The sequence below is a fragment of the Nocardia sp. NPDC004068 genome (assembly GCF_042874315.1).
In the GTDB taxonomy this organism is placed as follows: Bacteria; Actinomycetota; Actinomycetes; order Mycobacteriales; family Mycobacteriaceae; genus Nocardia.
In genome coordinates this window covers 401235-424378 of record NZ_JBIAMW010000009.1, presented here as the reverse complement: position 1 = coordinate 424378, position 23144 = coordinate 401235, and the positions used below count along the sequence as shown (strand labels likewise).

Annotated in this window: 21 protein-coding genes; 15 read left to right on the top strand and 6 right to left on the bottom strand. The window is 70.1% G+C overall.

What is annotated here, in order from left to right; translation table 11 throughout:
- The first annotated feature begins 1572 nt into the window (after window positions 1-1572).
- The 3 genes from ACFYTQ_RS24745 to ACFYTQ_RS24735 all read left to right on the top strand — a co-directional run bounded on the left by ACFYTQ_RS24745 (window position 1573) and on the right by ACFYTQ_RS24735 (window position 4758).
- Window positions 1573-2463: a hypothetical protein gene (locus tag ACFYTQ_RS24745; RefSeq protein WP_387365395.1), complete on the top strand. Its 891-nt coding sequence runs from the start codon at window positions 1573-1575 to the stop codon at window positions 2461-2463.
- A gap of 666 nt (window positions 2464-3129) precedes the next feature.
- A complete protein-coding gene (locus ACFYTQ_RS24740) occupies window positions 3130-4053 on the top strand; it encodes an HAD-IIA family hydrolase (protein WP_387365392.1) in 924 nt (307 codons plus the stop codon).
- A gap of 99 nt (window positions 4054-4152) precedes the next feature.
- A complete protein-coding gene (locus ACFYTQ_RS24735; RefSeq protein WP_387365389.1) occupies window positions 4153-4758 on the top strand; it encodes a Clp protease N-terminal domain-containing protein in 606 nt (201 codons plus the stop codon).
- On the opposite strand, the gene ACFYTQ_RS24730 is transcribed toward ACFYTQ_RS24735, so the two are convergent.
- The 3 genes from ACFYTQ_RS24730 to ACFYTQ_RS24720 form a co-directional block, all read right to left on the bottom strand.
- The gene (locus ACFYTQ_RS24730; RefSeq protein WP_387365386.1) at window positions 4759-5388 is read right to left on the bottom strand and encodes a YdcF family protein; all 630 of its coding nucleotides are present in this window, start codon (window positions 5386-5388) and stop codon (window positions 4759-4761) included.
- Window positions 5389-5452: 64 nt separating this feature from the next.
- Window positions 5453-6100, bottom strand: a complete 648-nt coding sequence (locus ACFYTQ_RS24725) for a 2OG-Fe(II) oxygenase (RefSeq protein ID WP_387365383.1) — start codon at window positions 6098-6100, stop codon at window positions 5453-5455.
- Between the two features lie 70 nt (window positions 6101-6170).
- Window positions 6171-7088, bottom strand: a complete 918-nt coding sequence (locus tag ACFYTQ_RS24720; protein ID WP_387365380.1) for a helix-turn-helix domain-containing protein — start codon at window positions 7086-7088, stop codon at window positions 6171-6173.
- 519 nt (window positions 7089-7607) lie between these two features.
- Between ACFYTQ_RS24720 and ACFYTQ_RS24715 the strand changes: the two genes are divergently transcribed.
- Both ACFYTQ_RS24715 and ACFYTQ_RS24710 read left to right on the top strand, forming a co-directional pair.
- Complete coding sequence (locus ACFYTQ_RS24715) at window positions 7608-8444, top strand: FAD-dependent oxidoreductase (RefSeq protein WP_387365377.1); 837 nt, start codon at window positions 7608-7610, stop codon at window positions 8442-8444.
- Between the two features lie 86 nt (window positions 8445-8530).
- A complete protein-coding gene (locus ACFYTQ_RS24710; RefSeq protein ID WP_387365374.1) occupies window positions 8531-8941 on the top strand; it encodes a hypothetical protein in 411 nt (136 codons plus the stop codon).
- On the opposite strand, the gene ACFYTQ_RS24705 is transcribed toward ACFYTQ_RS24710, so the two are convergent.
- A complete protein-coding gene (locus ACFYTQ_RS24705) occupies window positions 8902-11778 on the bottom strand; it encodes an ATP-binding protein (RefSeq protein WP_387365371.1) in 2877 nt (958 codons plus the stop codon). The genes ACFYTQ_RS24710 and ACFYTQ_RS24705 overlap by 40 nt on opposite strands.
- 204 nt (window positions 11779-11982) lie before the next feature.
- On the opposite strand from ACFYTQ_RS24705, the gene ACFYTQ_RS24700 reads away from it, so the two are divergent.
- On the top strand, window positions 11983-13038 hold the full coding sequence (locus ACFYTQ_RS24700; RefSeq protein ID WP_387365368.1) for a TauD/TfdA family dioxygenase: 1056 nt from the start codon (window positions 11983-11985) through the stop codon (window positions 13036-13038).
- 18 nt (window positions 13039-13056) lie between these two features.
- The gene (locus ACFYTQ_RS24695; protein WP_387365365.1) at window positions 13057-14157 is read left to right on the top strand and encodes a scyllo-inosamine-4-phosphate amidinotransferase; all 1101 of its coding nucleotides are present in this window, start codon (window positions 13057-13059) and stop codon (window positions 14155-14157) included.
- Window positions 14158-14169: 12 nt separating this feature from the next.
- Here ACFYTQ_RS24695 and ACFYTQ_RS24690 read toward each other — a convergent pair whose 3' ends face one another.
- Window positions 14170-15573, bottom strand: a complete 1404-nt coding sequence (locus ACFYTQ_RS24690; protein WP_387365362.1) for a helix-turn-helix domain-containing protein — start codon at window positions 15571-15573, stop codon at window positions 14170-14172.
- A gap of 263 nt (window positions 15574-15836) precedes the next feature.
- Between ACFYTQ_RS24690 and ACFYTQ_RS24685 the strand changes: the two genes are divergently transcribed.
- The 6 genes from ACFYTQ_RS24685 to recN all read left to right on the top strand — a co-directional run bounded on the left by ACFYTQ_RS24685 (window position 15837) and on the right by recN (window position 20318).
- Window positions 15837-16022 (top strand): hypothetical protein, encoded by a 186-nt coding sequence (locus ACFYTQ_RS24685; RefSeq protein ID WP_387365359.1) that lies wholly within the window; start codon window positions 15837-15839, stop codon window positions 16020-16022.
- Window positions 16019-16351: a hypothetical protein gene (locus tag ACFYTQ_RS24680; RefSeq protein WP_387365356.1), complete on the top strand. Its 333-nt coding sequence runs from the start codon at window positions 16019-16021 to the stop codon at window positions 16349-16351. Before ACFYTQ_RS24685 ends, ACFYTQ_RS24680 begins: the two co-directional genes overlap by 4 nt.
- A 66-nt stretch (window positions 16352-16417) precedes the next feature.
- Window positions 16418-16687: a hypothetical protein gene (locus ACFYTQ_RS24675; protein WP_387365353.1), complete on the top strand. Its 270-nt coding sequence runs from the start codon at window positions 16418-16420 to the stop codon at window positions 16685-16687.
- A 1-nt stretch (window position 16688) separates the two neighbouring features.
- Entirely contained in the window at window positions 16689-17591 is a 903-nt protein-coding gene (locus ACFYTQ_RS24670) for a TlyA family RNA methyltransferase (protein ID WP_387365350.1), read from the top strand.
- The gene (locus ACFYTQ_RS24665) at window positions 17588-18559 is read left to right on the top strand and encodes an NAD kinase (RefSeq protein WP_387365347.1); all 972 of its coding nucleotides are present in this window, start codon (window positions 17588-17590) and stop codon (window positions 18557-18559) included. The genes ACFYTQ_RS24670 and ACFYTQ_RS24665 overlap by 4 nt, the downstream gene beginning before the upstream one ends.
- Entirely contained in the window at window positions 18537-20318 is a 1782-nt protein-coding gene (gene recN / locus ACFYTQ_RS24660) for a DNA repair protein RecN (RefSeq protein ID WP_387365345.1), read from the top strand. The genes ACFYTQ_RS24665 and recN overlap by 23 nt, the downstream gene beginning before the upstream one ends.
- 1 nt (window position 20319) lies before the next feature.
- Here recN and ACFYTQ_RS24655 read toward each other — a convergent pair whose 3' ends face one another.
- The gene (locus tag ACFYTQ_RS24655) at window positions 20320-20745 is read right to left on the bottom strand and encodes an SRPBCC family protein (RefSeq protein ID WP_387365342.1); all 426 of its coding nucleotides are present in this window, start codon (window positions 20743-20745) and stop codon (window positions 20320-20322) included.
- A 101-nt stretch (window positions 20746-20846) separates the two neighbouring features.
- On the opposite strand from ACFYTQ_RS24655, the gene steA reads away from it, so the two are divergent.
- Both steA and ACFYTQ_RS24645 read left to right on the top strand, forming a co-directional pair.
- Window positions 20847-22058, top strand: a complete 1212-nt coding sequence (gene steA / locus ACFYTQ_RS24650; RefSeq protein ID WP_387365339.1) for a putative cytokinetic ring protein SteA — start codon at window positions 20847-20849, stop codon at window positions 22056-22058.
- Window positions 22059-22067: 9 nt separating this feature from the next.
- Window positions 22068-22985, top strand: coding sequence for a copper transporter (locus ACFYTQ_RS24645; protein WP_387365336.1), 918 nt, complete (start codon window positions 22068-22070; stop codon window positions 22983-22985).
- The last annotated feature ends 159 nt before the right edge of the window (window positions 22986-23144 follow it).

Genomic DNA, 23144 nt, shown 5'->3' with positions numbered 1-23144 from the left:
GAACCCGGAAGCTAAGCCTGCCAGCGCCGATGGTACTGCACTCGACAGGGTGTGGGAGAGTAGGACACCGCCGGAACAATATTCCCGAGAAGGGGGCCCGTCACCGGGCCCCCTTTTCCACGTTCCGGGCCCTGTTGTACCCGGTTGCCGGTGCGGCGAGCAGACCGCTCCCGCCCGCGTGATTGAATTTCAGTAGGCGGGCCCCCGGCCCGGCCTACGCGGGCGAGCAGCCCAGCGGCCGGGCATCGAGGAGAAGCAGAGAAAGGGATCACCGTGTCGGAGCAGAACGACGATCGAAAGCCGTTCCGCCGCAGCGGATCCGGCCAGAATTCCGGCGGCCCCAACCGCCCCTCGTCCGGATCCCCCCGCCGCGACTCCGACCGCGACGACTCCCGCCGCGGCACCTTCCGCCGCGACGACAACGGCGGCTCCTCCCGAGGCGGCTTCCGGCGCGATGACGAGCGCGGCGGTTCCGGCCGTGGTGGCTTCCGTCGTGACGACGACCGCGGCGGCTACCGCCGCGATGCCGACCGTCCGAACTCCGGCCGCGGCGACTATCGGCGCGATGAAGGCCAGGGGCGTGGTGGTTTCCGTCGCGATGATGAACGCGGTGGTTCGGGCCGAGGTGGATTCCGGCGCGACGACAATCGCGGCAGTTCGGGCGGTGGTTTCCGGCGCGATGACGACCGTAATCGGGGTGGGTCCCGTCGGGACGACGACCGCGGCGGCTTCCGTCGGAACGACGAGCGCGGGGGTTCCGGGCGCGGTGGCTTCCGGCGCGACGATGATCGTGGCAACTTCCGCGGCGGCGACGATCGCCGATCTCCGCGCGGCGATTTCCGGCGCAATGACGACAACGAGAACTTCGGCTTCCGGCGCAGCAATGGTCGCGACGAATCCCGTGGTGGCTTCCGCCGCGATGATGAGCGCGGCGGCCGGGGCGGTTTCCGGCGCGATGACGACCGCGGCGGCTCGGGCCGCGGTGGCTTCCAGCGCGACGAGAACCGGGGTGGTTCCGGATTCCGCCGTGACGACGCCGGTGGGTCCGGTCGTGGGGGATTCCGTCGGGATGATGACCGCGGCGGCTCGGGGCGTGGTGGCTTCCGTCGGGATGACGAGCGTGGTGGTTCCGGTCGTGGCGGGTTCCGGCGTGAGGACGACCGAGGTGGCTCGGGTCGTGGTGGGTTCCGTCGGGATGATGACCGCGGTGGTTCCGGTCGTGGTGGGTTCCGTCGGGATGATGACCGTGGTGGTTCGGGGCGCGGTGGCTTTCGGCGGGACGACGACCGTGGTGGCTTCCGTGGCGAGGACAGCAGGGGTGGGTACAACCGGCAGAACCGTGGTGAATCCGGTTCCGGCCGAGGCGGTTTCGACCGCGACTCGAATCGGGGCGGCTTCCGTCGGCGCGATGAGCGGGACGGGTTCCGGCGTAACGACGAGCGCCGTGACGAGCGGGAGACCGATGACTTCGACGACGACTTGGAGTTCGACGCGCCCGCTCGTTCCGACCGGGATGATGCGAAGGCCCCGGAGGCGACCGCGGCCGACGACACCGTGGATTCGGAAGCGGACATGAACGAGCCCTACGGACCGGCGGGCGAAGCGGAGCCTCGCGGTTTCCGGCGCCAGCGCCGCGACGACGAATCGACCGCTTCCTCCGACCGTGAGGATCAGGACGACCTCGAAAACGCCGATCGCCCAACGCGATTCGATGACGCGGGAGCGGCCGACGCCCAGGATCATCAGCGCGGCGCGGATCGCCGCTCCGGCCGTGACCGACGTGACGAGCCGCCGATCCCGGACGATGTGGAGGCGAGCGAACTCGATTCGGCCGTCCGGCGTGATCTGCTGAGCCTGGACAAGAAGAACGGTGAGACCGTCGCCCGTCACCTGGTGATGGCGGCCCGTCTCCTCGACGAGGATCCGGAAGCGGCGCTCGAGCACGCCCGCGCGGCGCGACAGCGCGCGGGCCGGATCGCCGTGGTTCGCGAAACCGCCGGCGTGACGGCGTATCACGCGGGCGAATGGGCCGAGGCGCTGTCGGAACTGCGGACGGCCCGTCGCATGTCGGGCGGCTCGGGTCTGCTGGCCGTCATGGCCGATTGCGAGCGCGGCCTCGGCCGCCCGGAACGCGCGATCGAGCTCGGCCGCAGCGACGAGGCCCGCGCCCTCACCGGCGACGAGGCGACCGAACTCCGGATCGTGGTGGCCGGCGCCCGAATGGACCTCGGCCAGTACGACCAGGCCGTGGTGACCCTCCAAACCCCGGAACTCGACCCCTCCCGCTCCGGCCCGGCCGCGGCCCGCCTGTTCTACGCCTACGCCGAGGCCCTCCTCGCCGCCGACCGGCACCCCGAAGCCCTCGAATGGTTCCTCAACGCCGCGGCCGCCGACCTCGACGGCGACACCGACGCCGAGGAACGCGCCGAGGAACTCGCTGCGGAGCAGGCGGGCGACGAGTAGCGCCGGTGTCTCCCGGCCGAGTCGGCGGGTGACGAGTAGCACCGGTGGCCGCTAATCGGGTCACGGGTGACGAAGAGAGGAACTCGCGGCCGAGCAAGGCGGCGATGAGTAGCGCCTGTGCCCGTCGATCGAGTTGGCGGACGACGAATAGCGCGGTGGCCGTCAATCAGGTTGGCGGGCGACGAAGAGACGAAGTCGCGGCCGAGTAAGGCGGTGACGAGTAGCGCCTGTGCCCGCCGATCGAGTTGTGGCGTCGCGGCGGCCCGCGCCGCACTCGGCCGCGCCGCGGACAACGAGTAGCGCCGGTGGCCGCCAATCGGGTCACGGGCGACGAAGAGGAACTCGCGGCCGAGCAAGGGGCGACGCGTAGTGCCTGTGCCCGCCGATCGAGTTGGCGGATAACGAGTAGCGCGGGTGGCAGTCAGCCGGGTCACGGGCGACGAAGAGGAACTCGCGGCCGAGCGAGGCGGTGACGAGTGGCGCTGGTATCCGTCGACCGGGTTGGCGGGCGACGAAGTTCGGAGCGCGCTGAGCGGGCACGGCTCACGCGGAGGCGAAGGCCGTCCACCTAGGGGATCCTGTAGGGGCGGACGGTCGGGCCGGAGGGTGTTGGGTACGGGGGCGATGATGGGGGCCTGCGGGGGAAGTAGCCTTCAGCTACTGGCGATGAGTAGTGAGCGGAAGCGGGTGGGACGAGTGGGACGGTTGCGGGAGCGGTTCGGGGCGCTGCTGTTGGATCTGGATGGGACGCTCTATCGGGGGCATGAGGTGATTTCCGGTGCGCCGGAAGCGCTTTCGGTGGGGGCGGGTGGGCAGGCGCTGATGTATGTCACCAACAACGCCAGTCGGTCGGCGGGGGCGGTGGCCGATCATCTTGCCGATCTCGGGTACGGGGCCACTGCCGAGGAGGTGGTGACCAGTGCGCAGGCGGCGGCTCATGTGTTGGCCGATCGGCTCGCGCCGGGGGCTACGGTGTTGGTTGTCGGGACCGATGATCTGGCGGCCGAGGTGGAGGGGGTGGGGCTGCGGGTCACTCGGCGGTTCGAGGGGGCGGGGCCGGACGCGGTCGTTCAGGGGCATTCGCCGACGACAGCGTGGCCGGATCTGGCGGAGGCGGCGTACGCCTTGCGTGCGGGAGCGCTATGGGTCGCGGCGAATACCGATGCGACATTGCCGAACGAGCGCGGGCTCGCCCCCGGCAACGGTTCGATGGTCGCCGCGCTGCGCACCGCCACCGACCTCGAGCCGATCGTGGCGGGTAAGCCGTACGCTCCGCTGCTCGAGGACGCGCTCACCCGCGCCGGCACCCGGGACGCGCTGGTCGTGGGTGACCGGTTGGACACCGATATCGACGGCGCCCATCGCGTCGGCCTCCCGTCCCTGCTGGTTCTCACCGGCGTCAGCACGCTGGCCGATCTCCGCAAACAGCCCGCCGACCGCTTGCCCACCTTCGTCTCCGATCAGCTCGACGCGCTGAATCACCCTGTCGCGCAAGTGGATCCGCTCGCGGCCGACGACGACGATCTCGCCGACCGGCTGAGTGATCTCCTGCGGCGTCATCCCGGGCGAGCCATTCCGATCGGAGCCTGATCCGTCGCACGTTCGCGCGGTCGGCGCGATTGTGTCCCGGACTCGTTGCGGCCCCGGCGATCTCGCCCGCACCGCCCGCTCCGCGAGGAGAATGGCGAAATGTTCGAAAGATTCACCGACCGTGCCCGCCGCGTGGTCGTCCTGGCGCAGGAGGAGGCCCGGACGCTGCAACACGACTACATCGGGACCGAGCATCTGCTGCTCGGGCTGATCCACGAGAGGGACGGGATCGGGGCGCAGGTCTTGCAGGATATCGGGGTGACGCTGCCGCGGTTGCGGAGCGATATCATCGCGATCATCGGGCGCGCGACGGCCGGCGAGTCGGCCTCGCACATCCCGTTCACCCCGCGTGCCAAGAAGGTGCTCGAACTGTCGCTGCGCGAGGCGCTTCAGTTGGGCCACAACTACATCGGTACGGAACACATACTGCTCGGGCTCCTGCACGAGAACGAGGGAATCGCGGCCCAGGTACTGCTCGGCTACGGCGCGCAGATCGAGGATCTGCGCAATCGGATCGGCGCCCGTCCGGGCGCGGAGACCGACGCTCCCGACGAGAACGACCCCACCGGAGCGGTCATCGCCTCCCTCTCCCGCGAGAACCGCCTGCTGCGCCGCGAGGTCGACCGCCTCCGTCAGCACATCGCCACCCGCCTGGGAACCGACCAACCGCCCACCGAGGAACCACCCTCGGCCTCGGCCGAGTGACTACCGCACCAACCGCCCCAGCTGCCGCCGAACGATCGCCGCCACCTCGTGCCCAGCGGTAGGGACCTTCAACCACCACCGCTCGAGCAACCGATAGTCCGCGGCGCCCACCACCCGCTCCGCCAGATCCGGCCGCTGCATCCGCAGATAACGCCGTGCCCGCGCCGCGTGCATAGGATCGGACGCGATCTTCACCCGATCCACCCCCTCCATCATCGGCACGGTGAACTCGATGTTCTGCCAAGTGCTCTCGGCCTTGGTCTCGGTCACGACCCGCCCCTCCGGCACCCCGAGCACCTCGCGCGCGTACCGAGCCATGACCTCGGCCTCCGCGGGCTCCCGCCGCACCGCTCCTCCGGTGAACACCAGCGTCCCGTCGACTCGGGAATCCAACGACCGCACCGCGATCCGGCACCGCCAGCGTTGGAGTGGGTGCATACGGCCGTTGCGGCGGACGGGATATCCGAGGACGACGACGACCTCGCTCCGGGCGTCCGGAACCTCGGCCCGGACCAGACGCCGCGACGCCAGCCAGTGCAGCAACTCCGCAGCAGCGATGCTCGCGACTGTTCCGCTACCGATCACGACGGCCGTGAACGTCGTCCGGGTCCAGCTTCCTCGAGCGCGCACCGCCACATTCTGCCAACCGATCGCGGGAATGTGGCCGGACATCACGTCGACAGGGCGAGGATTCTCAATCCTGGCCGGTCAGGTGCCGGTTGAGGTCGATCGGGCGGACCTGTTCGGGATGCGATTCCGTGTAGTAGTTCATGGCGGCCACGACCCGGACCGCTCCGGAGTCCGTGAGAGGCCGTACATAGTGGCTGTGTTCGCGCGCGTCGAAGAAGACGAGTTGGCCGGCGCGTGGTTCGATTACGGCACAATCCTTCTCGACCTCCTCGATGGAGTGGACGTCGCCGAGATTCGAAACGACGAGCTCGCCTCCCTCTCCGCTGAAGTGGCTCGTGCAGTAGAGCAGGGCCTCGATCGGATTGGTATCGACGTGACATTCATAGCGTTCGTGGCCGCGTTGAACATTGAGGACGACGGCGAAGCGTTCATCGGCCATCAGCGAGACCCGTTCGGGCGACATCATCTGCGCCAGGTCGAAGAAGGGGCCCTCGTAGAGTTTGTACAGCCATGGCAGCCGCGTCCGGACAATTCGCCCGCCGACACCTCCGCACTGAATCATTTCCCAGTGCGTGGCCTCTCGTGAGGTGGAGTGGGCACTGATGAGCGTACGGTCGATGGTCTCTTCTTGGACAACGCGCATGATCTGGGCCTGCCAGTCGTGTGGCAGCAGGGACCGTACATCGTAGGTTGTCCAGCGGAAAAGGCTCATGTTGGGCAGGGGTCCTTTGTGTATGGGTGGTCGAGGAAGATACGGCCGATGAAAGTGAAGCTGATTCGAATCAAGTCTCGGGTGTGAGCCGCTCGAGCACGCGGATCGCGAGAAGCTGGCGATCCGTATCCATCAAGAATCTGGCTTCCAGCGCGGACGACGGCGATTCGATGTAGCCGATTCTGTTGTCGGTCCCGATGTACGGCTTGACGTACTGGTACAGGATCGGACTCTGCTGGCGGAGGCTCGGCACGTCCAGCACGAATATATTGAACCCGGCGTAGAAGGTTTCCGATGCCACGCTGAACCGGCACCGCCGAAGATGCTTGCGATTCAAGCCCTTCCGAAGCAGCAGAGTGCGATACTGATCCATGATGACGTCGGGATCGGGCATATCCGGCGAAAGCACGAAATGATAGGAACGATTCTTCGACAGGTTGTCGGCGACCACCTCGAGGAAGTTGCCGCCGGTGACGCCCTCTTCGACGAAGCTGCGGACCTCGACGATATCGTCCATGTCCATCGTCACGTTGATGCTCGACACGCTGTGCCGTTCGAGTTCGAGGGCTTGCTCCTTGTCGAGCATCCCGTACAGCGTCCTCGAACTCTTCGCCGCGGCCTGTGCGGCAGCGCCGATCTGCTCGGCGAGGATGCCGCCGATCTTGGCGACGAAGGCCGACTGCTCGGCGATGTCCGCACGGACCGAGGAGAGACTGGCTTCCACATAGCGGACAACCGGGCCATATTCCAGCATTCCGCTCGGTCCGGCGACCGTGTCCTCGCCGAAGATCAAGAAGTCCAGGGACACCTTGAACAGATCGGTCATCGCGATGAGTTTTTCGAGGCTCGGTGTGGTCTGACCGTTGATGTATTGCGACAAAGCCGCGGGGGTGATGCCCAGCTCGTTGCAGACCTGCCTGCGATTTCCCCGGTACTCACCCTCGTCGACGAGGCGCTTAAGCATCGCGGGGAGCTTGACCTCGCGCATGCCCTTTCCCTTTCCAGGTCCCCGCGTCGAGCGGCGTCGATCAGGTGAATTCGTCCAGGATAGAAATCAAGCGGAGCTTACCACTTGGGAAAAACTTGTCCAGTCTCGCTTGACAGCGCACGGGAGCGGCGGCACTCTCGAATTGTCAGGGCCTGGTACCGCGAGGCCCCTGATCCTGGAAGAGGTGCTTCCGTGTACGACCTCACCTCCAGCGAGCCGGAGACCTTCGTCGAGACCGCACTGCGCACCGGGCGGGCGGTGGTCGTAGGTCATGGTATTACGGGGCATCAAGTTGTCCACCGTCTTGCGACGGCCCCTCGTCCCGCGCGCGAGCCGATCGAGATTCTCTGGATAGCCGACCACCACGACACCCGCATCGCCAGCTTCGGCTCCTGTGGCTGGCACATGCCGTTCCTCAACGGTGACCCGAGGGTTGCCGACTGGGCTCGTAGGTCGTTTCGGCGGTGGCGGATGTTGTCCGAGTTGGGGTTGGACGAATTTCTCATACGGACCGAAAGTGTGTTTTTGACCCGGGCGGCGGATCAGCCGTTGCCGGAGGGGCATCCGGGGGCGGCGGTGGCGGTGGATCCGGTGGATTTCGAGTTGCCGTTCTATCGGCGGGGGATGCGGGTGGATGACGGGTCCATTATTTCCACGTGTGCGTTGATGCCGTTGTTGTATCGCGCGGTGAGTGGGTTGGACGGGGTGGTTCCGGAGGTTCGGCACGTCGAGGATGTGGACGATCTGTTGCGGATCACGGCCGCGTTCGGGGCCGAGGTGGCGTGTGTGGCGGCGGGGGATCGGGCGCAGTTCCTGTTGGAGGACAAGCGGATCGAGGGGGATCTGGGGGTGTTGCTGTTGGTGGATCCGGCGAAGGTGCCCGAGCCGTTCGATCGGATCGTGCTGATGGACGAGGATCGGGAACACGAACTCACCTACAGCATTCCGCATCGGGCGTGCGGGCACATCTGTCTCGGCGGGGCGTCGGGGCGGTTGGTGACCGAACCGGAGGTGTACGCGGAATTGGCCGATCCGGCGCGGGCGCCGCGCTATGTGACCGATACCGTGGAGGAGATCAAAGAGCGTGTGCTCGAACGGTTTCCGATGTTCGGGGCGGCGCTGGCCGAGGGGGAATACCGCTATTGGTACGGGCTGCGGCCCGCCGCGGAGCGGACGATAGCCGAATGGATGCCGCGCAGCAGGACGGGGGATATCGGGGTGCTGCATCTGGGGGGACTCGGGGGTTGCGGATTCACGATCGTTCCCGCGTTCGTGGCGGACGGGTTGGCCATTCGCCGGCCGACCCTGGATATGGAGGCCCATCTCGGACGGCCCACGCCCGTGCACTCCGCCTGACGCGGGCGTGCGTGCTACGATTTTCGGAGGCATTCGCCGTGCTCCCCTGGGGGCTTCTGCGTCCCACGCCGGGAGGTACGCGGTCCATGAAACACAATGATGTCGAAACGCGGCTCACCGTGGGTTTCGCGCCCGCGATCGGTGCGTTGATCGAGGTGTTGGCGGCGGAACGCGCGGTCGGGGCGGGGGAGTTGATCCGGGTCGCGGTGATCACGATGCTCGACGCCTTCGACGGCGTGGGGGATGCGCGGGCGCCGCGCGGGGACGCGGATATCACGGTGCCGGACAAGGGATTTCGGCGGAGCCGACCGCGGTGCGTGCAGGTCGAGGACGTCTACATCGACTCCTCGACGCGGGAACGGCTCGACGAGTTCTGTCGCGCGGTGCGGTTGAGCAAGGCGCGCGCGATCCGGGTGGCCGTGGATCGGTATCTGTTCGACGAGATCGTCGGGCCGGATCACCCCGACGGCGGATCCGATTCCAGCGACCTGAGATAGCTTGCGGCCGAGGTGGCTTCGGGCGCGCCGAGGCGCTGGTAGATCTCGATCGCCTCGCGCAACTCGCGGGTGTGGGTGCGGTCGCCCAGGGCGGCGTGCGAGCGGGCGATGCCCTCGAGGGCGCGGGCCTGTTCGAGCTGGCTCTCGATCTCGCGGGCGGTGTCGACCGCCTCGGTGAACATGCGTAGCGCCTGATCGGGCGCGCCGGTGGCGAGCAGGAGTTTGCCGATGTCCACGCACACCTCCGCGGCGCCGCGGCGGTTGCCGAGCCGGCGGAACATCAGCAGCGCGCGGCGCAGGAAGACGATGGCCTCCAGCCGCGATCCGCTTCGCGTGTAGACGGTTCCGAGGTTGTTGAGCGCGTACGCCTCGCCCAGCCGGTTGCCGAGCTGGTGATAGATCGTCAACGCCTTGCGGTGCAATTCGATCGCCTCGTCGTGTAGTCCGGTGCGGGTGCGGACGATGCCGAGATTGTTGAGCACGCTCGCCTCCCCGAGGCGGTTGCCGAGCTGGTGATACAGCGCCAGCGCCTGGCGGTACAGGTCGACGGCCTCGGCGTGCAGGCCGGTGTGGGTGCGCACGATCCCCAGATTGGTGAGCGCGTTCGCGGCGCCCAGGCGGTTGCCGAGCCGTTGATACAGCGCCAGCGCCTGCCGATGCAGGTCCACGGCCTCGGCGTGCAGTCCGGTGCGGGTGCGGACGATGCCGAGGTTGTTGAGCGCGTTGGCCTTTCCGAGCCGGTGACCCAGCTGGTGGTACAGGGTCAGCGCCTGCCGGTGCAGGTCGGCGGCCTCGTGATAGTCGCCGGTCTCCTCGCGCACGTTGCCGAGGTTGTTGAGCGCGTTGGCCTCCCCGAGCCGGTTGCCCAGCCGGTGGTACAGGGTCAGTGCCTGCTGGTGCAGTTGTGCCGCCCCGGAGTAGTCGCCGGTGTCCTCGTGGACATTGCCGAGGTTGTTGAGCGCGTTGGCCTCTCCCAGCGGGTTGTCGAGGCCGCGGTAGAGCCCGAGGGCGACCTCGAACCGTTCGATGGCCGGGTTGTAGTCCCCGGCCCGCCAATGCGCGGCGCCCAGGTTGTTGAGCGCGTCGGCCTCCCCGAGGCGGTCGCCGACGCGGCGGGCGGCCTCGACCGCGCGGCGATGCAGCTGACGGGCCAGCGGCCACGGGCCGTCGCTGTCGAGCAGACTCGCCAGCAGGCCGGTGAGACAGATCATCCGGGCCGGATCGCGGGCGGCGGTCTCGTCCAGGCAGGCGAGCAGGTTCTCCCGTTCCAGTCGCATCCACTCCAGCGCCTCGATCTCGTTCGCGAACGCGCGCAACGGGATTCGGTCGGGCGGGTCGCCGTACGGGTCGGCGGTGGGATGGGTCCAGCGCGCCAGCCAGCGATCGGCCGCGGTCGCGGTGTGCTGGTAGTAGTCCAGCAGCCGCCGCTGCGCCCCGGCGCGATCGGCGGCCGCCTCCTCGGCGGCCAGCGCCCGGCTGTACTCGCGCAGCAGATCGTGCAGCCGGTACCGGCCGCGGGCCGGTTCGTCGAGCAGGTGATCGGTGTAGAGCGACTCCAATTCCCAACGGGCCGTGGCCACATCGGTGTCGGCCAGCGCCGCCGCGGCGTGCGCGTCGAGATCGGCGCCGGGGTGCAGGCCCAGCCGCCGGAAGAACAGCTTCCGCCGCGGCGGCAGGTCCCGATAGGACAGATCGAACGCGGCGCGCACGGCGCGGGACCCGGCGTCGAGTTCGCCGAGCAGATCCGACGCCGCGCCGAACTCGTCCGCGAGTTCGGCGATGGTCCAGGACGGGTGATGGGCCAGGCGACCGGCCAGCAGGGTGATCGCCAACGGCAGGTAGCCGCACAGGCGCACGATGCGGGCCGCGGCGGCGCGGTCGGCGTCGGCGCTGGCGGCGCGGCGGGCCAGGGTGGTGAAAAGCGTTGTGGCAGGCCCGGGTTGGAGGATGTCGAGGGCCAGCGGCATGGCGTTGTCGAGGGTGATGAGGCGGCTGCGGCTGGTGACCAGGGTGAGACATTCCGGCGCCGCGGGCAGCAGGGGTTCGATCTGGGCGACGTCGCGGGCGTCGTCGAGGACGAGCAGGACGCGTTTGCCGGTGAGCCGGTCGCGCCACAGGTCGCGGCGGCCCTCGAGGGTGTCGGGGATGTAGCGCATGTCGACGCCGAGCCCGATCAGCATGCCCGCCAACACGTCCGAGGGGTCGGCGGCGGTGCGGCCGGGGGTGTGGGCGTGCAGTTCGATGAAGTAGCGGCCGTCGGGGAAGCGGTCGGCGAGCAGGTGCGCGGCGCGGGTCGCCAAGGCGGTCTTGCCGATTCCGGGCATCCCGTCGATGGTGTAGATCAGCGTGCCGTTCTCCGGGTCGGCCGCGGCGAGCAGGCGGCGCAGCTCGGTGTCGCGGCCGATGAAGGTGTGCACGTCGCGGCGCAGCGCGGTCTTGACCGCGGGCCGCAGCGGCGCCGCCTCGTCGGGCGCGGTGTCGCGTTCGACCGCGGGCGGGACGGGCGCCGCGAGCAGGCGGCGGCGGGTCTCGAGCCACGCCGGGAGATCGTCGCGGGGGACGCCGCAGCACCACAGGTAGATCTCGAGCCGATTGTCGCTCCCGGCCACGCCGCGATTGCCCTCGAGGCGTTTTCCCTTCTCCATGTCCTCGATGAGGTTTTTCGTCAGTTCGACGAAACGGCGTGGGCCGCCCTTGTCGTGATCGGTCGCCTTTCGCTCCAGTCGGCGAATGGAAAGTCCGACGGCCTCCCGGGCTCGGCGCAGCGCGCCGCCGAATTCGGCCGGGGTCGTCAGCTTCGCGAGATATTCGCGACTGACCGCTCGGTTCGGAATCATGGTCGTCGGGTGCCTCCCCGCTCGTCGGCAATCCTGTCGCCGGGTGACGACAATTGTGCGGCACCGCCGTCCGGGTGTCCGGCGGACAGTCGGAAAAGACGGCGCGATTCCCCCGTTTTGTCCGGTGGGATGTCGGACGCCGCACGGGTCGCGGTGAGCTGTCCTCAGCGACGGATGTCGCGGTCGGACGGAAAGGACAGCCCCATGAACGACAATTTCGGCCGTCACACCTTTCACCGGAATTTCCCGGCCGGGAGGGCGGGGCGCGTCGGCGGCGAAGCGCGCGGCGCGTCGTTCGATCGGCTCGGACCCGGCGAGGTGGTCACGCTGACCCGGCGGGAGACCGCGGTGGCGTGGGCGGAGGCGCTGCGGGCGGCCTGCGAACTGTGCGCGGGCGAGGATCCGGTGGAGATCGCCGCGGGCCTCATCGCGAGCCTGCCGCCGCGAATGATCGTGGCGCTGCACCGATTCCGGGCCGTCGGTTCGCAACACAACGCGCTGCTGCTGCGCGGGGTCTGCGGGGATCTGACGGATCTGCCCGCCACCCCGGCCACGGTCACCCCGGACTGGTCCATGCCCGTCGTGGAGGCGGCGGCGCTGCTGTTGCTGGCCGCGTCGCTGCCGCTGGGGGAGCCGTTCACCTTCCGGACGCTGCACGAGGGCCGCCTCGTGCAGCACGTGACCCCGGTGCCCGGACGCGAGGAGACGCAAACCGGTGCGAGCAGCGCGGTTCCGTTGCAGTGGCACGTCGAGGACGGGTTCAGCGCCGACCGCTGCGACTACTTCGGCCTGCTGTGCCTGCGCGGGCATCCGGGGGCGGTCACCTATCTGGCCCCGGTCCGGCGGCTCGATCTCGCCGCGGAGGTCGTCGCGGTGCTGCGCGAACCGCGGTTCGTGATCGAACCCGACACCGCGCACGAGCTGTCCGGCGCGGTCGACGCGGACCGGGTGGCGGTGTTGAGCGGACCCGCGACCGATCCCGAGATCTGCTTCGGCGAGGCGGACGCGCGGCCCGCCGATCCGGACGACCACGAGGCCGCGGCGGCGCTGCGGGCGTTGACCGCGGCGCTGGACCGGGCCGCCCTCGGTGTCGAGCTGCTGCCGGGCGACCTGCTCATCGCCGACAACCGGCGAACCGTGCACGGCCGCAGCGTCTTTCGGGCGCGCTACGACGGCAGCGACCGCTGGCTGTTGCGCGCGATGACCTGTTCCTCGATCCGGGCCCACCGCCGTCGCGGGGCCGTCCGGGCGCTCGGCTGATCCGGAAGGCGGCATGTCATGACCGAGACGCTCACCACCGCATTCGCGGTCGAACCCACGGATCCGGTTGCCCTGCGGGCGGATTCGCACGACGAGTTCAGCCCGCTGCTCGACGTCGTCGTCGGCACCGCGGCCGGGGCCAGGATCCCGCCGCTGGACCGGTCGGCCTGGCTGAACCTCTATCCCGACCTCGACGCCGCGACCCTGGCCCGGGTCGCGGTCGGAGCCTTCCCACGACGCGTGCTCGAGGAGGCCGCCGAGGATCTCGACGGCCTGGCGAGCGTGCTGAGCGGGCTCGGGGTCCGGGTGCACCGGCCGGCCCCGATCGCCCACGACGTCGAATTCGCCACGCCGCACTGGCGCAGCAGCGGCTTCTACTCCTACTGCCCGCGCGATCTCGCGCTGGTGGTGGGGCGGACCGTCATCGCCGCGCCGAGCCCCATGCGGGCGCGGGCGCACGAACTCGCGGGACTGCGAGAGTTGTTCCAGCGCTGCATGATCGGCGGTTCGGCGTGGATCGCCGCGCCGCCGCCGCAGCTGCGGGAGGACCTGTTCCCCGACGACGGCACGGGCCGGGTCGCGCTGGGCGAGGCCGAACCGGCCTTCGACGCCGCGAACGTGCTGCGCTGTGGACCCGACCTGTTCTACCTGGTCTCGGCCAGCGGCAACGAACTCGGCCACCGCTGGCTGCGCACCACCCTCGCCGCGCTGGGCGACTACCGGGTCCATCCCATTCGCGGCGTCTACCCCTACACCCACATCGATTCGACGATCAGCCTGCTGCGCGAGGGCCTGGTGCTGTTGAATCCGGAGCGGATTTGCGACCTCGACCTGTTGCCCGAACCGCTGCGCGCGTGGGATCACCTGTGGTGCCCGCCCATGGTCGAGACGCCGTGCGCGACACCGTATCCGTTGTCGTCGCGCTGGATCGGGATGAACCTGCTGATGGTGCGGCCGGATCTGGCCATCGTGGACGCCGCGCAGCGGGAGCTGATCGCGGCATTGGAACGCCGCGGCATCGACGTGGTGCCGCACACGCTGCGGCACGCGCGGGCGATGGGCGGCGGATTCCATTGTGTCACACTCGATCTGCGTCGCGGCCGACCCCTGGCCCGGTGAGTGCGGCATCGGTCATGCGGAACTGTCTCGCCGGGTGGCGGATTCGAGGAGCTCGCGCACCTCGGCCGCCCGGCGGTGGGTGGCGCGGCGGGTGTCGAGCGAGCGCAGGATCTCGTGGGCGCGCTGCGGAATCTGCCCCACGCGCAACTCCTCCGGCAGCTCCAGCCAGGCGGCGGTGATGGTGTCGCAGGCCGCCTCCACGTCGCCGCCGTCCGCCTGCGCGGCCGCCGCGTCGAGGTGCAGCAGCGCGGTGCCGACCTGGTCGTGGCGGGCCAGCGGCAGTTCCAGCACCCGCGCCCGCAGCGGCGCCGCCTCGGCGTGCGCGCCGACCAGGGCCAGGGCGTTGCACTGATGCCAGCGCAGCAGATACTCGCTGACGTGGAAGCCGTCGGGCACGTTCTGTTCCGCCGGGAGCCGCGCGTACAGCCGGTCGGCCTCGCGGACCGCGTGCAGAGTCCCTCGGCGGCAACCGGATCGGGCCTGCGCCCCGGCCTCGATGAGATGGCCCAGCACCGCGGCGGGATTGGCGCGGGACCCGCCGAGCGTCTGCGCGGAACGCGCCGCGGCCAGGCTGTTGTCGAGCCGCCCGTGGCAGGCGAAGGCGTCACCGACCCGCCCGGCCAGCCACGCGAGCACGGCCGGATCCTCGGCCTGGCGGGCCGCGCGGCGCGCGATGCCGAACCATTCGAAGGTGTCGCTCGCGCCCGCGACGTCGTTGAGCCGGATGGCGATGAAACCCGCGTTCTTGGCGTAGATCCGGTGCAGGCGGCGGCGGATGTCGGTGGCCGTGGTGGTCAGCAGGCACGCCTGGGTGCGGGCCAGGTCGATCATGCGCGCCGGAATGTACTCGGCGGGTGAGGAATAGAGCCGATACCCGCTCTGCTCGGTGAGGTCCTCGAGCAGGGTGACGTAGGCGGCGGTGGCGCGCGGGCCGCCGGGCGGGTCGAGGTCCTCCGCGTGCGAGCCCGGGCCGAAGGGCGCGGACATGAACACCGCCCCGGCGGCGGCCAGGCTCACGAAGTGACGACGATCCATGTTGTCCTGCAACTCGTTTCGCGGATCGGAGGCGGTATCGGAGTAGTCGTGCCCGAAGCCGAGGCGGTCCGGGCGGGTGCGGTACAGCAGGCACAGGCCGTCGAGGTAGCGGGGTGAGGGGATGTCCTGCCCCTGCTCCCACTGCGACATGCGCTGATGGCTCAGTCCCGTGGCGGGCGTGCCGCGGGCGGCGAGCGCCTCCTTCAACGCCTCGACCGCCTCGACCAGGGTGTAGCCCCGGGCGATCCGGTGCGCGCGCAGCAGGGAGACCCCACAGTGCCGGTGCACGGCGCGGGCCGCCTCGTAGTCGGAACCGTGGGCGGTTTTGACCTCGCGCGCGACTCGGCGCGCGCACCTGATGCTGTGTGGGACGTCCGTCATGCGAACCACTCGTGCTCCCGGGGAGCGACCCCGTCGGGTGAAACCGGGAATTCAGTCTATCGCCGGATTCGACGCGATGTCGATGTCGCCGCCGGTTCTGCACGCGGCGCGTGCACAACGGTGCCACGGGCGGCGAATCGAATGGTCCGGACTCCCGTCCGGGCGTTTCGCGCGCCATTCTTTCGGTATCCAGAATTTCTCGCGCACGGGAGATGTGCGAGGTGAGAAATGCAATCTTCGAATATGAAAAGGGTGGGCTCGGTATGTTTTTCGCAGTGATTTCGCGCGGGGTGGTCGCATTCGCGGTGTTGCTGCTCTGCGCCGTCCTCGTGATGGTCGCCGTGGTGGCCGGGTATCCGGGCGGGAAATACGAGATACCCGCCCCCGCGGGGATTCACCCGGCCTGCTATCCGTTCGGCGACTGCGCCGCGAAGGGGGAGCGGCGATGAGCCTCTATCGCACGGAGTGGTCGATCACCAGCGACGTCACCCCCGAATGGGCCGTGCGGGTGGATCGGGTCGCGCTGCACTCCTGGCGGCTGAGCTGGCTGCCCGACCGGCTCGTCACGCGCGATCAGGCCGTGGCGGGGATGGAACTGGACGAACTGCTCAGCGAGCCCGGCGGGGTGGCCGATCCCGACCTGCTGACCCGGGCCGATCGCCGCGCGGCCCAGCTGTTCATCCGGCGTGATCACGCGGTCATCCTGCTCGCCCGCCGCTCGGCCGCCCGGCTGCGCGACGGGTCCACCGAACCCCTACCGGCTCTTGGCAATCGGTGACCCGCCGCGAAACCACGCCGGAGGAACGTGTGTTCGAATGCGAACTCCGGTAGCGTTGTCGGCACCATGACTACGCCGCATCCTCGTCCGCACACGCCCGGGCCGACGCCCGGTGTTCCGCTGCCCGGACAGCATCTGGCCGGGGGCAATCCCGCCGAGTTCGCCGACCCCGTCGCGGTGCGCGCCGAGGTGGACACCCTGCTCGCGGAACTGGCTGCGGGGGCGCGGGATTCGGATCCCGAGCAGGCGGGCGTGGACATCACGCGGCGGGCCCGCATCCTGGAACAGGCGCACGAGGTGCTGGTCCAGGCGCTGGCGACGGTGGACAAGATCTGAGGTGGCCAGGCGGGCTCGGGTGGACGCCGAACTGGTTCGCCGCGGACTGGCGCGCTCGCGGGAGCACGCGGTCGAATTGATCGGGGCGGGACGGGTGCTGATCAACGGGACGGTCGCGGCGAAACCGGCGACGGCCGTGGAGGCGGGGACGCCGCTGGTCGTGCGCGAGGAGGCCGACGAGGTCCGCTGGGCCTCGCGCGGGGCGCACAAACTGCTGGGCGCGCTCGAGGCGTTCGAACCGCGGGGGCTGCGCGTCGCGGGCAAGCGCTGCCTGGACGCGGGCGCGTCGACGGGCGGATTCACCGATGTGCTGCTGTCGCGGGACGCGCGCGAGGTGGTCGCCGTGGACGTGGGCTACGGGCAGCTGGTGTGGCGGCTGCGCACCGACGAGCGGGTGCGGGTGCACGACCGCACCAACGTCCGCACTCTGACCGCCGAAAACATCGGCGGCCCGGTCGAATTCGTGGTCGCCGATCTGTCGTTCATCTCGCTCGGGCTGGTGCTCCCCGCGCTGGCCGCGTGTTGCGGGCCCGACGCCGACCTGTTGCCGATGGTGAAACCGCAATTCGAGGTCGGCAAGGACCGAGTAGGCTCCGGCGGTGTGGTGCGGGATCCGGCTCTGCGTGCCGAGGCCGTGCGGGATGTGGCGGCCGCGGCGGCCGAACACGGCCTGAGCACGCACGGGGTGGTGGCCAGTCCGCTGCCCGGGCCCTCGGGCAATGTCGAATACTTCCTCTGGTTGCGCGCGGCCCCCGCGCCGGGTGGGGACGGCGAGGACTCGGCGCGGCGCGCGGCCCTCGCGCCTGGCGGGGATAGCGAGGACTCGGCGCGGCGCGCGGCCCCCGTTACCGGCGCCGACCTCGAGGAGATGGTGCGGCGCGCGGTCGAGGAGGGGCCGCGATGAGGCGCGAGATCCTGCTGGTTGCCCATCCCGGGCGGGCCGAGTTGACCGAGACCGCGCAGCGGGTCGCCAAGATCTTCGCCGACGCGGGGATCTGCCTGCGGGTGCTCGAGGACGAGGCGTACAGCACGCGGCTCGACTGTGCCGCCACCGTCGTGCCCGACGGGCATCCGGTGGAGAAGGTCGACCACGGCCCGCAGGCCGCGTCCGGGTGCGAGATGGTCCTGGCCCTCGGCGGGGACGGCACGTTCCTGCGCGCGGCGGAGATGGCGCGGCCCGCGCGGGTGCCCGTCCTGGGAATCAACCTGGGGCGCATCGGATTTCTGACCGAGGCGGAGGCCGAACACCTCGACGAGGCGCTGGCGCAGGTGGTGCGCGGGGACTACCGCATCGAACAGCGGATGACGATCGATGTCAGTGTCCGGGTCGATGATGTGGTCGTAGAACGCGGATGGGCGCTCAACGAGGCCAGCATCGAGAACGCCGCGCGCATGGGCGTGCTCGAGGTGGTGCTCGAGGTCGACGGCCGGCCGGTGTCGCAATTCGGTTGCGACGGTGTGCTGATCGCCACGCCCACCGGATCCACCGCCTACGCGTTCTCGGCGGGCGGCCCGGTGGTGTGGCCCGAACTCGAGGCGCTGCTGGTGATTCCGAGCAATGCCCACGCCCTGTTCGCGCGGCCCCTGGTGACCAGCCCCGAGTCGCTGATCGCGGTGGAGACCGTGGCGACGGGCCACGACGCGATAGTTTTCCTGGACGGCCGCCGGACCCTCGCCCTGCCGAAGGGCGGCCGGTTCGAGGCGGTCCGGGGGTCCGAACCGGTGCGGTGGGTGCGGCTGGACTCCGCGCCGTTCGCCGACCGGATGGTGCGCAAGTTCCAGTTGCCCGTGACAGGCTGGCGGGGCCGGCGGCCCGGGCGGCCGGGAGCGGGCCGAATGGAGAGCACGAGTGCTGACAGAGATCAGGATTGACGGTCTTGGCGTCATATCCACCGCCACAGCGCAATTCCACGCGGGGCTGACGTGCCTGACCGGTGAGACCGGCGCGGGCAAGACGATGGTGGTGACGAGCCTGCACCTGCTGAGCGGGGCCCGCGCCGACGCGGGGCGGGTGCGGCGCGGGGCGGCGCGCGCGGTGGTGGAGGGACGGTTCACCCTCGACGAGGTGCACGCGGGCGCCCGCGACGAGGTCGACAAGGTCCTGGAATCGGCTGGGGCGCAACGCGACGACGACGGCAGCGTGATCGCGCTGCGCACGGTGTCCGGCGACGGGCGCTCGCGCGCGCATCTGGGCGGGCGCAGCGTGCCCGCCGCGGTGCTGGGCGATTTCACCGCGCCGCTGCTGACCGTGCACGGCCAGAACGATCAACTGCGCCTGCAACGGCCCGATCAGCAGTTGCGCGCGCTCGACCAGTTCGCGGGCGAGTCCATCGCCACCCTGCTGCGCAAATACCAACTGGCCCGGCGCACCTGGTTGCAGGCGCGCGAGGAACTGCTCGAACGCACCGCGCGCAGCCGGGAATTGGCGCTGGAGGCCGACCGGCTGAAGTACTCGCTCGACGAGATCGACGCGCTCGCACCGGAACCCGGCGAGGACGGACGCATCGTCGCCGAGGTGCGGCGGCTGTCGGACCTGGACTCGCTGCGCGCGGCCGCCACCGCCGCGCACGACGCGCTGGCCGGTCCGGCCGACGCGCCCGGCGAGGGCACGGGCGCGCTGGACCTGCTCGGCACCGCGCGGGCCCGGCTCGACGCGGCCGAGGACACCGCGCTGCGCGACCTCGCCCCGCGACTGGGCGACGCGATCTCGGTCGTGGTGGATCTGACCACCGAGCTGAGCGCGTACCTGTCGGATCTGCCGTCGGATCCGGGCGCGCTGGACTCGCTGCTCAACCGCCAGGCCGAGCTGAAGACGCTGACCCGCAAGTACGCCCCCGACATCGACGGCGTCCTCGCGTGGGCGGACGACGCACGGCGACGGCTGGATTCGCTCGACGTGTCCGAGGAGGCCCTCGCCGGGCTCGCCCGGGAGGTGGACGCCGCCGCCGAGCAGGTGCGCGAGACCGCCAGGAAGCTGACCGCCGCCCGCACCAAGGCCGCGAAGAAACTGGCCGCTGCCGTCAGCGCGGAGCTGGCCGGATTGGCCATGGGCCGCGCCAAATTGGAGGTCGACGTCCGGCCGGTGCCCGCGAGCGCGCAGGACTCCGCGCCGATCACCATGGGCGACAAGGACTTTCACGCCGGATCGACCGGCGTCGACGAGGTGGAGTTCCGGCTGGCCGCGCACTCCGGCGCGCAGTCGCTGCCGCTGAGCAAGAGCGCCTCCGGCGGTGAGCTGTCGCGGGTGATGCTGGCGCTCGAGGTCGTGCTCGCCAGCTCCGAGCACGGCACCACCATGGTCTTCGACGAGGTCGACGCCGGGGTCGGCGGCCGGGCCGCGGTCGAGATCGGCCGCCGCCTCGCGCGCCTGGCCCGCACCCATCAGGTCATCGTCGTGACCCACCTGCCGCAGGTCGCCGCGTTCGCCGACACCCACCTCGTGGTCGACAAGGTCGACGACGGCAAGGGCGTCAACAGCGGCGTGCACGCGCTCACCAACGACGAACGCGTCAAGGAACTGGCCCGCATGCTGGCCGGTCTCGACGACACCGAGACCGGCCGCGCGCACGCGGAGGAACTGCTCGACACCGCCCGCGCGGAGAAGGACGCCGCGCGCGCGGCCGCGAGCTGACCTACTGCGTCGCGGCCTTGCGCGCCGCGCTCAGGAACGGGGAGATCAGCCCCTTGAGCACCAGTTCGGTGACGCGGGCGGGCAGCGGGATCTTGGGGTAGGACTCCATGGTGTAGGAGACCTTGGTGCCGCCGTCGGGGGTGTCGGCGAAGGTGACCGTGCCGATGTGGCTCTTGACCGGGACACCGGCGATGATTTTGTAGCGCATGAGCTCGTTGGGGACCAGTTCGATGGTCTCCTCGGTGATCCCGATGCCCGCCGCGCCGACCACGTAGCGCGCGCCCACGCCGCTGGGCTCGGGGGAGCCGGGCTGTTTCAGGCTGATGGTGATCGGCAGATGCGGGTTGAGGCTGTCGCGCTCGGTGAACATCCGGTAGACCCGCTCGCGAGGTGCGGGAATGACGGCGTCGACGGTCGTACTGGCCATGCGAATCTCCTTCGAATCTGTGTGCCGGAGCTTATCCGGTGTGTCGCGCGGTCGGCGCGCCTCCACCACGGGTCGAGGGTTGCGGATCATTATCTGAAGTCATGAAGGTGCTGGCGCTGTTGTCGAGAAATACCGCGACGCTGCCCGGTTTGGTGGGGATCGCCCGCGCGGACCGCAACACCAGAAGGTTGCTGCAACGCGTCGGCCCCGGGGACATCGTGGTGCTCGACGAGATGGACCTGGACCGGCTGACCGCCGACCGGCTCGTCGAGGCGGGGGTGGCGGCGGTGGTCAACGCCTCGCCGTCGATGTCGGGCCGCTACCCCAATCTGGGTCCGGAAGTGCTGGTGGCCAATGGAATCCAGTTGCTGGACGCGGTCACGGCCGATGTGTTCGGAAAGATCAAGGACGGCAGCCGGATTCGCGTCGACAACGGGGTGATCTACGCCGACCGGCTCACCAGGAAGGACCCGGAGGCGCTGGTCGAGGCGATCGAGCTGACCGAGGCCACCATCGCCGAGCGCATGATCGAGGCCCGCACCGGGCTGGCCGATCACCTCGAGGCGTTCGCGGGCAACACCATCGAATTCTTCCGCACCGAGAGCGCCCTGCTCATCGACGGTCTGGGTGTGCCGCGGCTGGAGCTGGCGATGCGCGGGCGGCACGTCGTGGTGGTGGCCGACGGGCCGGGCCACGACGGCGATCTGAAATCGCTCAAACCGTTCGTCAAGGAGTACGTGCCGATCCTGATCGGGGTGGGCCGCGGCGCGGATACGTTGCGGCGCATGGGATATCGGCCCGATCTGATCGTCGGCGATCCGGACGAGATCACCGCCTCGACGCTGAAATGCGGCGCGGAGGTCATCCTGCCCGCCGACACCGACGGGCACGCGCGGGGCCTCGAGCGCATCCAGGACCTCGGCATCGGCGCGACCACGTTCCCGTCCTCGGGTTCGGCCGCCGATCTGGCGTTGCTGCTGGCCGATCATCACGGGGCCGCGCTCATCGTGACCTGCGGCGCGGCGGCGTCACTGGACGACTTCTTCGATCGCGGGCGGCGCGAGTCGACCCCGGCGACGTTCCTGACCCGGCTCAAGACCGGCGCGAAACTCATGGACGCCAAGGCCGTGGCGACGCTGTATCAGCATCGCACCTCCGGCTGGGCGGCCGCGCTGATCGTGCTGGCCGCCCTGGCCGCGCTGATCGTGGCCGTGCTCGCCTCACATCTGGGCGCCGGGGTGCTGGACTGGGCGACCGTCACCTGGCAGCACGCGCGGATCTCGGTGCACGACCTGTTGCACGGCTTGCGCTAGGGGGTTCGAATGTTCTTGCGGCGCAACGTCTTCTCGATCGCGGCGGTGATCCTCGCGCTCGCGGCCGGGCTGGTCCTGGGCTCGCACTGGCTCGACGGGCCCGCGCCCTGGTCGGGGTGGGGCGAGCGGAACCGGGCCGAGGCGCTCGCCGCGCGCGTCGACCGGCTGACCGCCGAGGCGAACGCCGCGGACGCGTTCATCGCCGGATCGAGCGGACGCGTTCTGGGCGGCACGCTGTCCGGTCGTGGTGTGCTGCTGTTCACCACCCCCGATGCCGACCGCGGCGATGTCGACGCGGTCGCGAAGGCGCTGACCACCGCGGGCGCGTCCATCGGCGGAACGGTCGGGCTCACCGGCGCTTTCGTGGACTCGGGGCAGGGCGATCGGCTGCGGACCGCGGCCACCAATCTGATCCCCGCGGGCGGGCAGCTGCGCGGTGACACCATCGATCAGGGTGGGCTCGCCGGTGACCTGCTGGGCCTGGCCTTCCTCGTCGATCCGGGCAGCGGGCAACAGCGGTCCACGCCGGAGGAACGCGCGCTCATCCTCGACACGTTGCGCGCGGGGGGTTTCGTGACCGCGGGGGACGTGCAGCCCGCGCAGCTCGCGGTCGTGGTGACCGGCGACGGGGCGGGCGACGGGGATCAGGGGTCGATCGTGGCCCGGTTCGCCGACGCGTTGCGCGGGCGCGGTGCGGGAGTGGTACTGGCCGGGCGCGCGGGGTCGGCCACCGGGGCGGGGGCCATCGCGGCGGTCCGCGCGGACGGGCCCGCGGCGCACGCGGTGACCACGGTCGACAATGTGGATCGCGAAATCGGCCGGGTGACAACGGCTCTCGGGTTGAGTGAGCAATTGAACGGGGGATCCGGGCGGTACGGCACCGGGCCCGACGCCAGTTCGCTCAGCGTGATCGCGTTGCCGCGCTAGCCACATTCGATCGCGCCCGGACTCCCTGGGTGCCAGGGCCGGTTCGCCGAGGCCCCGGGGCACCCGCACCGCGCGAGTTTCCGTCGGTGTGCCTGATGGCTGCTGTGCGGTAACCGGCGACGGGTGAGGTGGCAATGGCCCGGTGGGGCGCGTGTGACG

Excerpts from the sequence above, each read along its gene's own strand:
- ACFYTQ_RS24695 (WP_387365365.1), top strand. The coding sequence starts at position 13,057 with ATGACCGAGACGCTCACCACCGCATTCGCGGTCGAACCCACGGATCCG.
- ACFYTQ_RS24700 (WP_387365368.1), top strand. The coding sequence starts at position 11,983 with ATGAACGACAATTTCGGCCGTCACACCTTTCACCGGAATTTCCCGGCC.
- ACFYTQ_RS24685 (WP_387365359.1), top strand. The coding sequence starts at position 15,837 with ATGTTTTTCGCAGTGATTTCGCGCGGGGTGGTCGCATTCGCGGTGTTG.
- ACFYTQ_RS24680 (WP_387365356.1), top strand. The coding sequence starts at position 16,019 with ATGAGCCTCTATCGCACGGAGTGGTCGATCACCAGCGACGTCACCCCC.
- ACFYTQ_RS24645 (WP_387365336.1), top strand. The coding sequence starts at position 22,068 with ATGTTCTTGCGGCGCAACGTCTTCTCGATCGCGGCGGTGATCCTCGCG.
- ACFYTQ_RS24745 (WP_387365395.1), top strand. The coding sequence starts at position 1,573 with ATGAACGAGCCCTACGGACCGGCGGGCGAAGCGGAGCCTCGCGGTTTC.
- ACFYTQ_RS24725 (WP_387365383.1), bottom strand. The coding sequence starts at position 6,100 with ATGAGCCTTTTCCGCTGGACAACCTACGATGTACGGTCCCTGCTGCCA.
- steA (WP_387365339.1), top strand. The coding sequence starts at position 20,847 with ATGAAGGTGCTGGCGCTGTTGTCGAGAAATACCGCGACGCTGCCCGGT.
- ACFYTQ_RS24705 (WP_387365371.1), bottom strand. The coding sequence starts at position 11,778 with ATGATTCCGAACCGAGCGGTCAGTCGCGAATATCTCGCGAAGCTGACG.
- ACFYTQ_RS24740 (WP_387365392.1), top strand. The coding sequence starts at position 3,130 with ATGAGTAGTGAGCGGAAGCGGGTGGGACGAGTGGGACGGTTGCGGGAG.
- ACFYTQ_RS24675 (WP_387365353.1), top strand. The coding sequence starts at position 16,418 with ATGACTACGCCGCATCCTCGTCCGCACACGCCCGGGCCGACGCCCGGT.
- ACFYTQ_RS24665 (WP_387365347.1), top strand. The coding sequence starts at position 17,588 with ATGAGGCGCGAGATCCTGCTGGTTGCCCATCCCGGGCGGGCCGAGTTG.
- ACFYTQ_RS24690 (WP_387365362.1), bottom strand. The coding sequence starts at position 15,573 with ATGACGGACGTCCCACACAGCATCAGGTGCGCGCGCCGAGTCGCGCGC.
- ACFYTQ_RS24710 (WP_387365374.1), top strand. The coding sequence starts at position 8,531 with ATGAAACACAATGATGTCGAAACGCGGCTCACCGTGGGTTTCGCGCCC.
- ACFYTQ_RS24735 (WP_387365389.1), top strand. The coding sequence starts at position 4,153 with ATGTTCGAAAGATTCACCGACCGTGCCCGCCGCGTGGTCGTCCTGGCG.
- ACFYTQ_RS24655 (WP_387365342.1), bottom strand. The coding sequence starts at position 20,745 with ATGGCCAGTACGACCGTCGACGCCGTCATTCCCGCACCTCGCGAGCGG.
- ACFYTQ_RS24720 (WP_387365380.1), bottom strand. The coding sequence starts at position 7,088 with ATGCGCGAGGTCAAGCTCCCCGCGATGCTTAAGCGCCTCGTCGACGAG.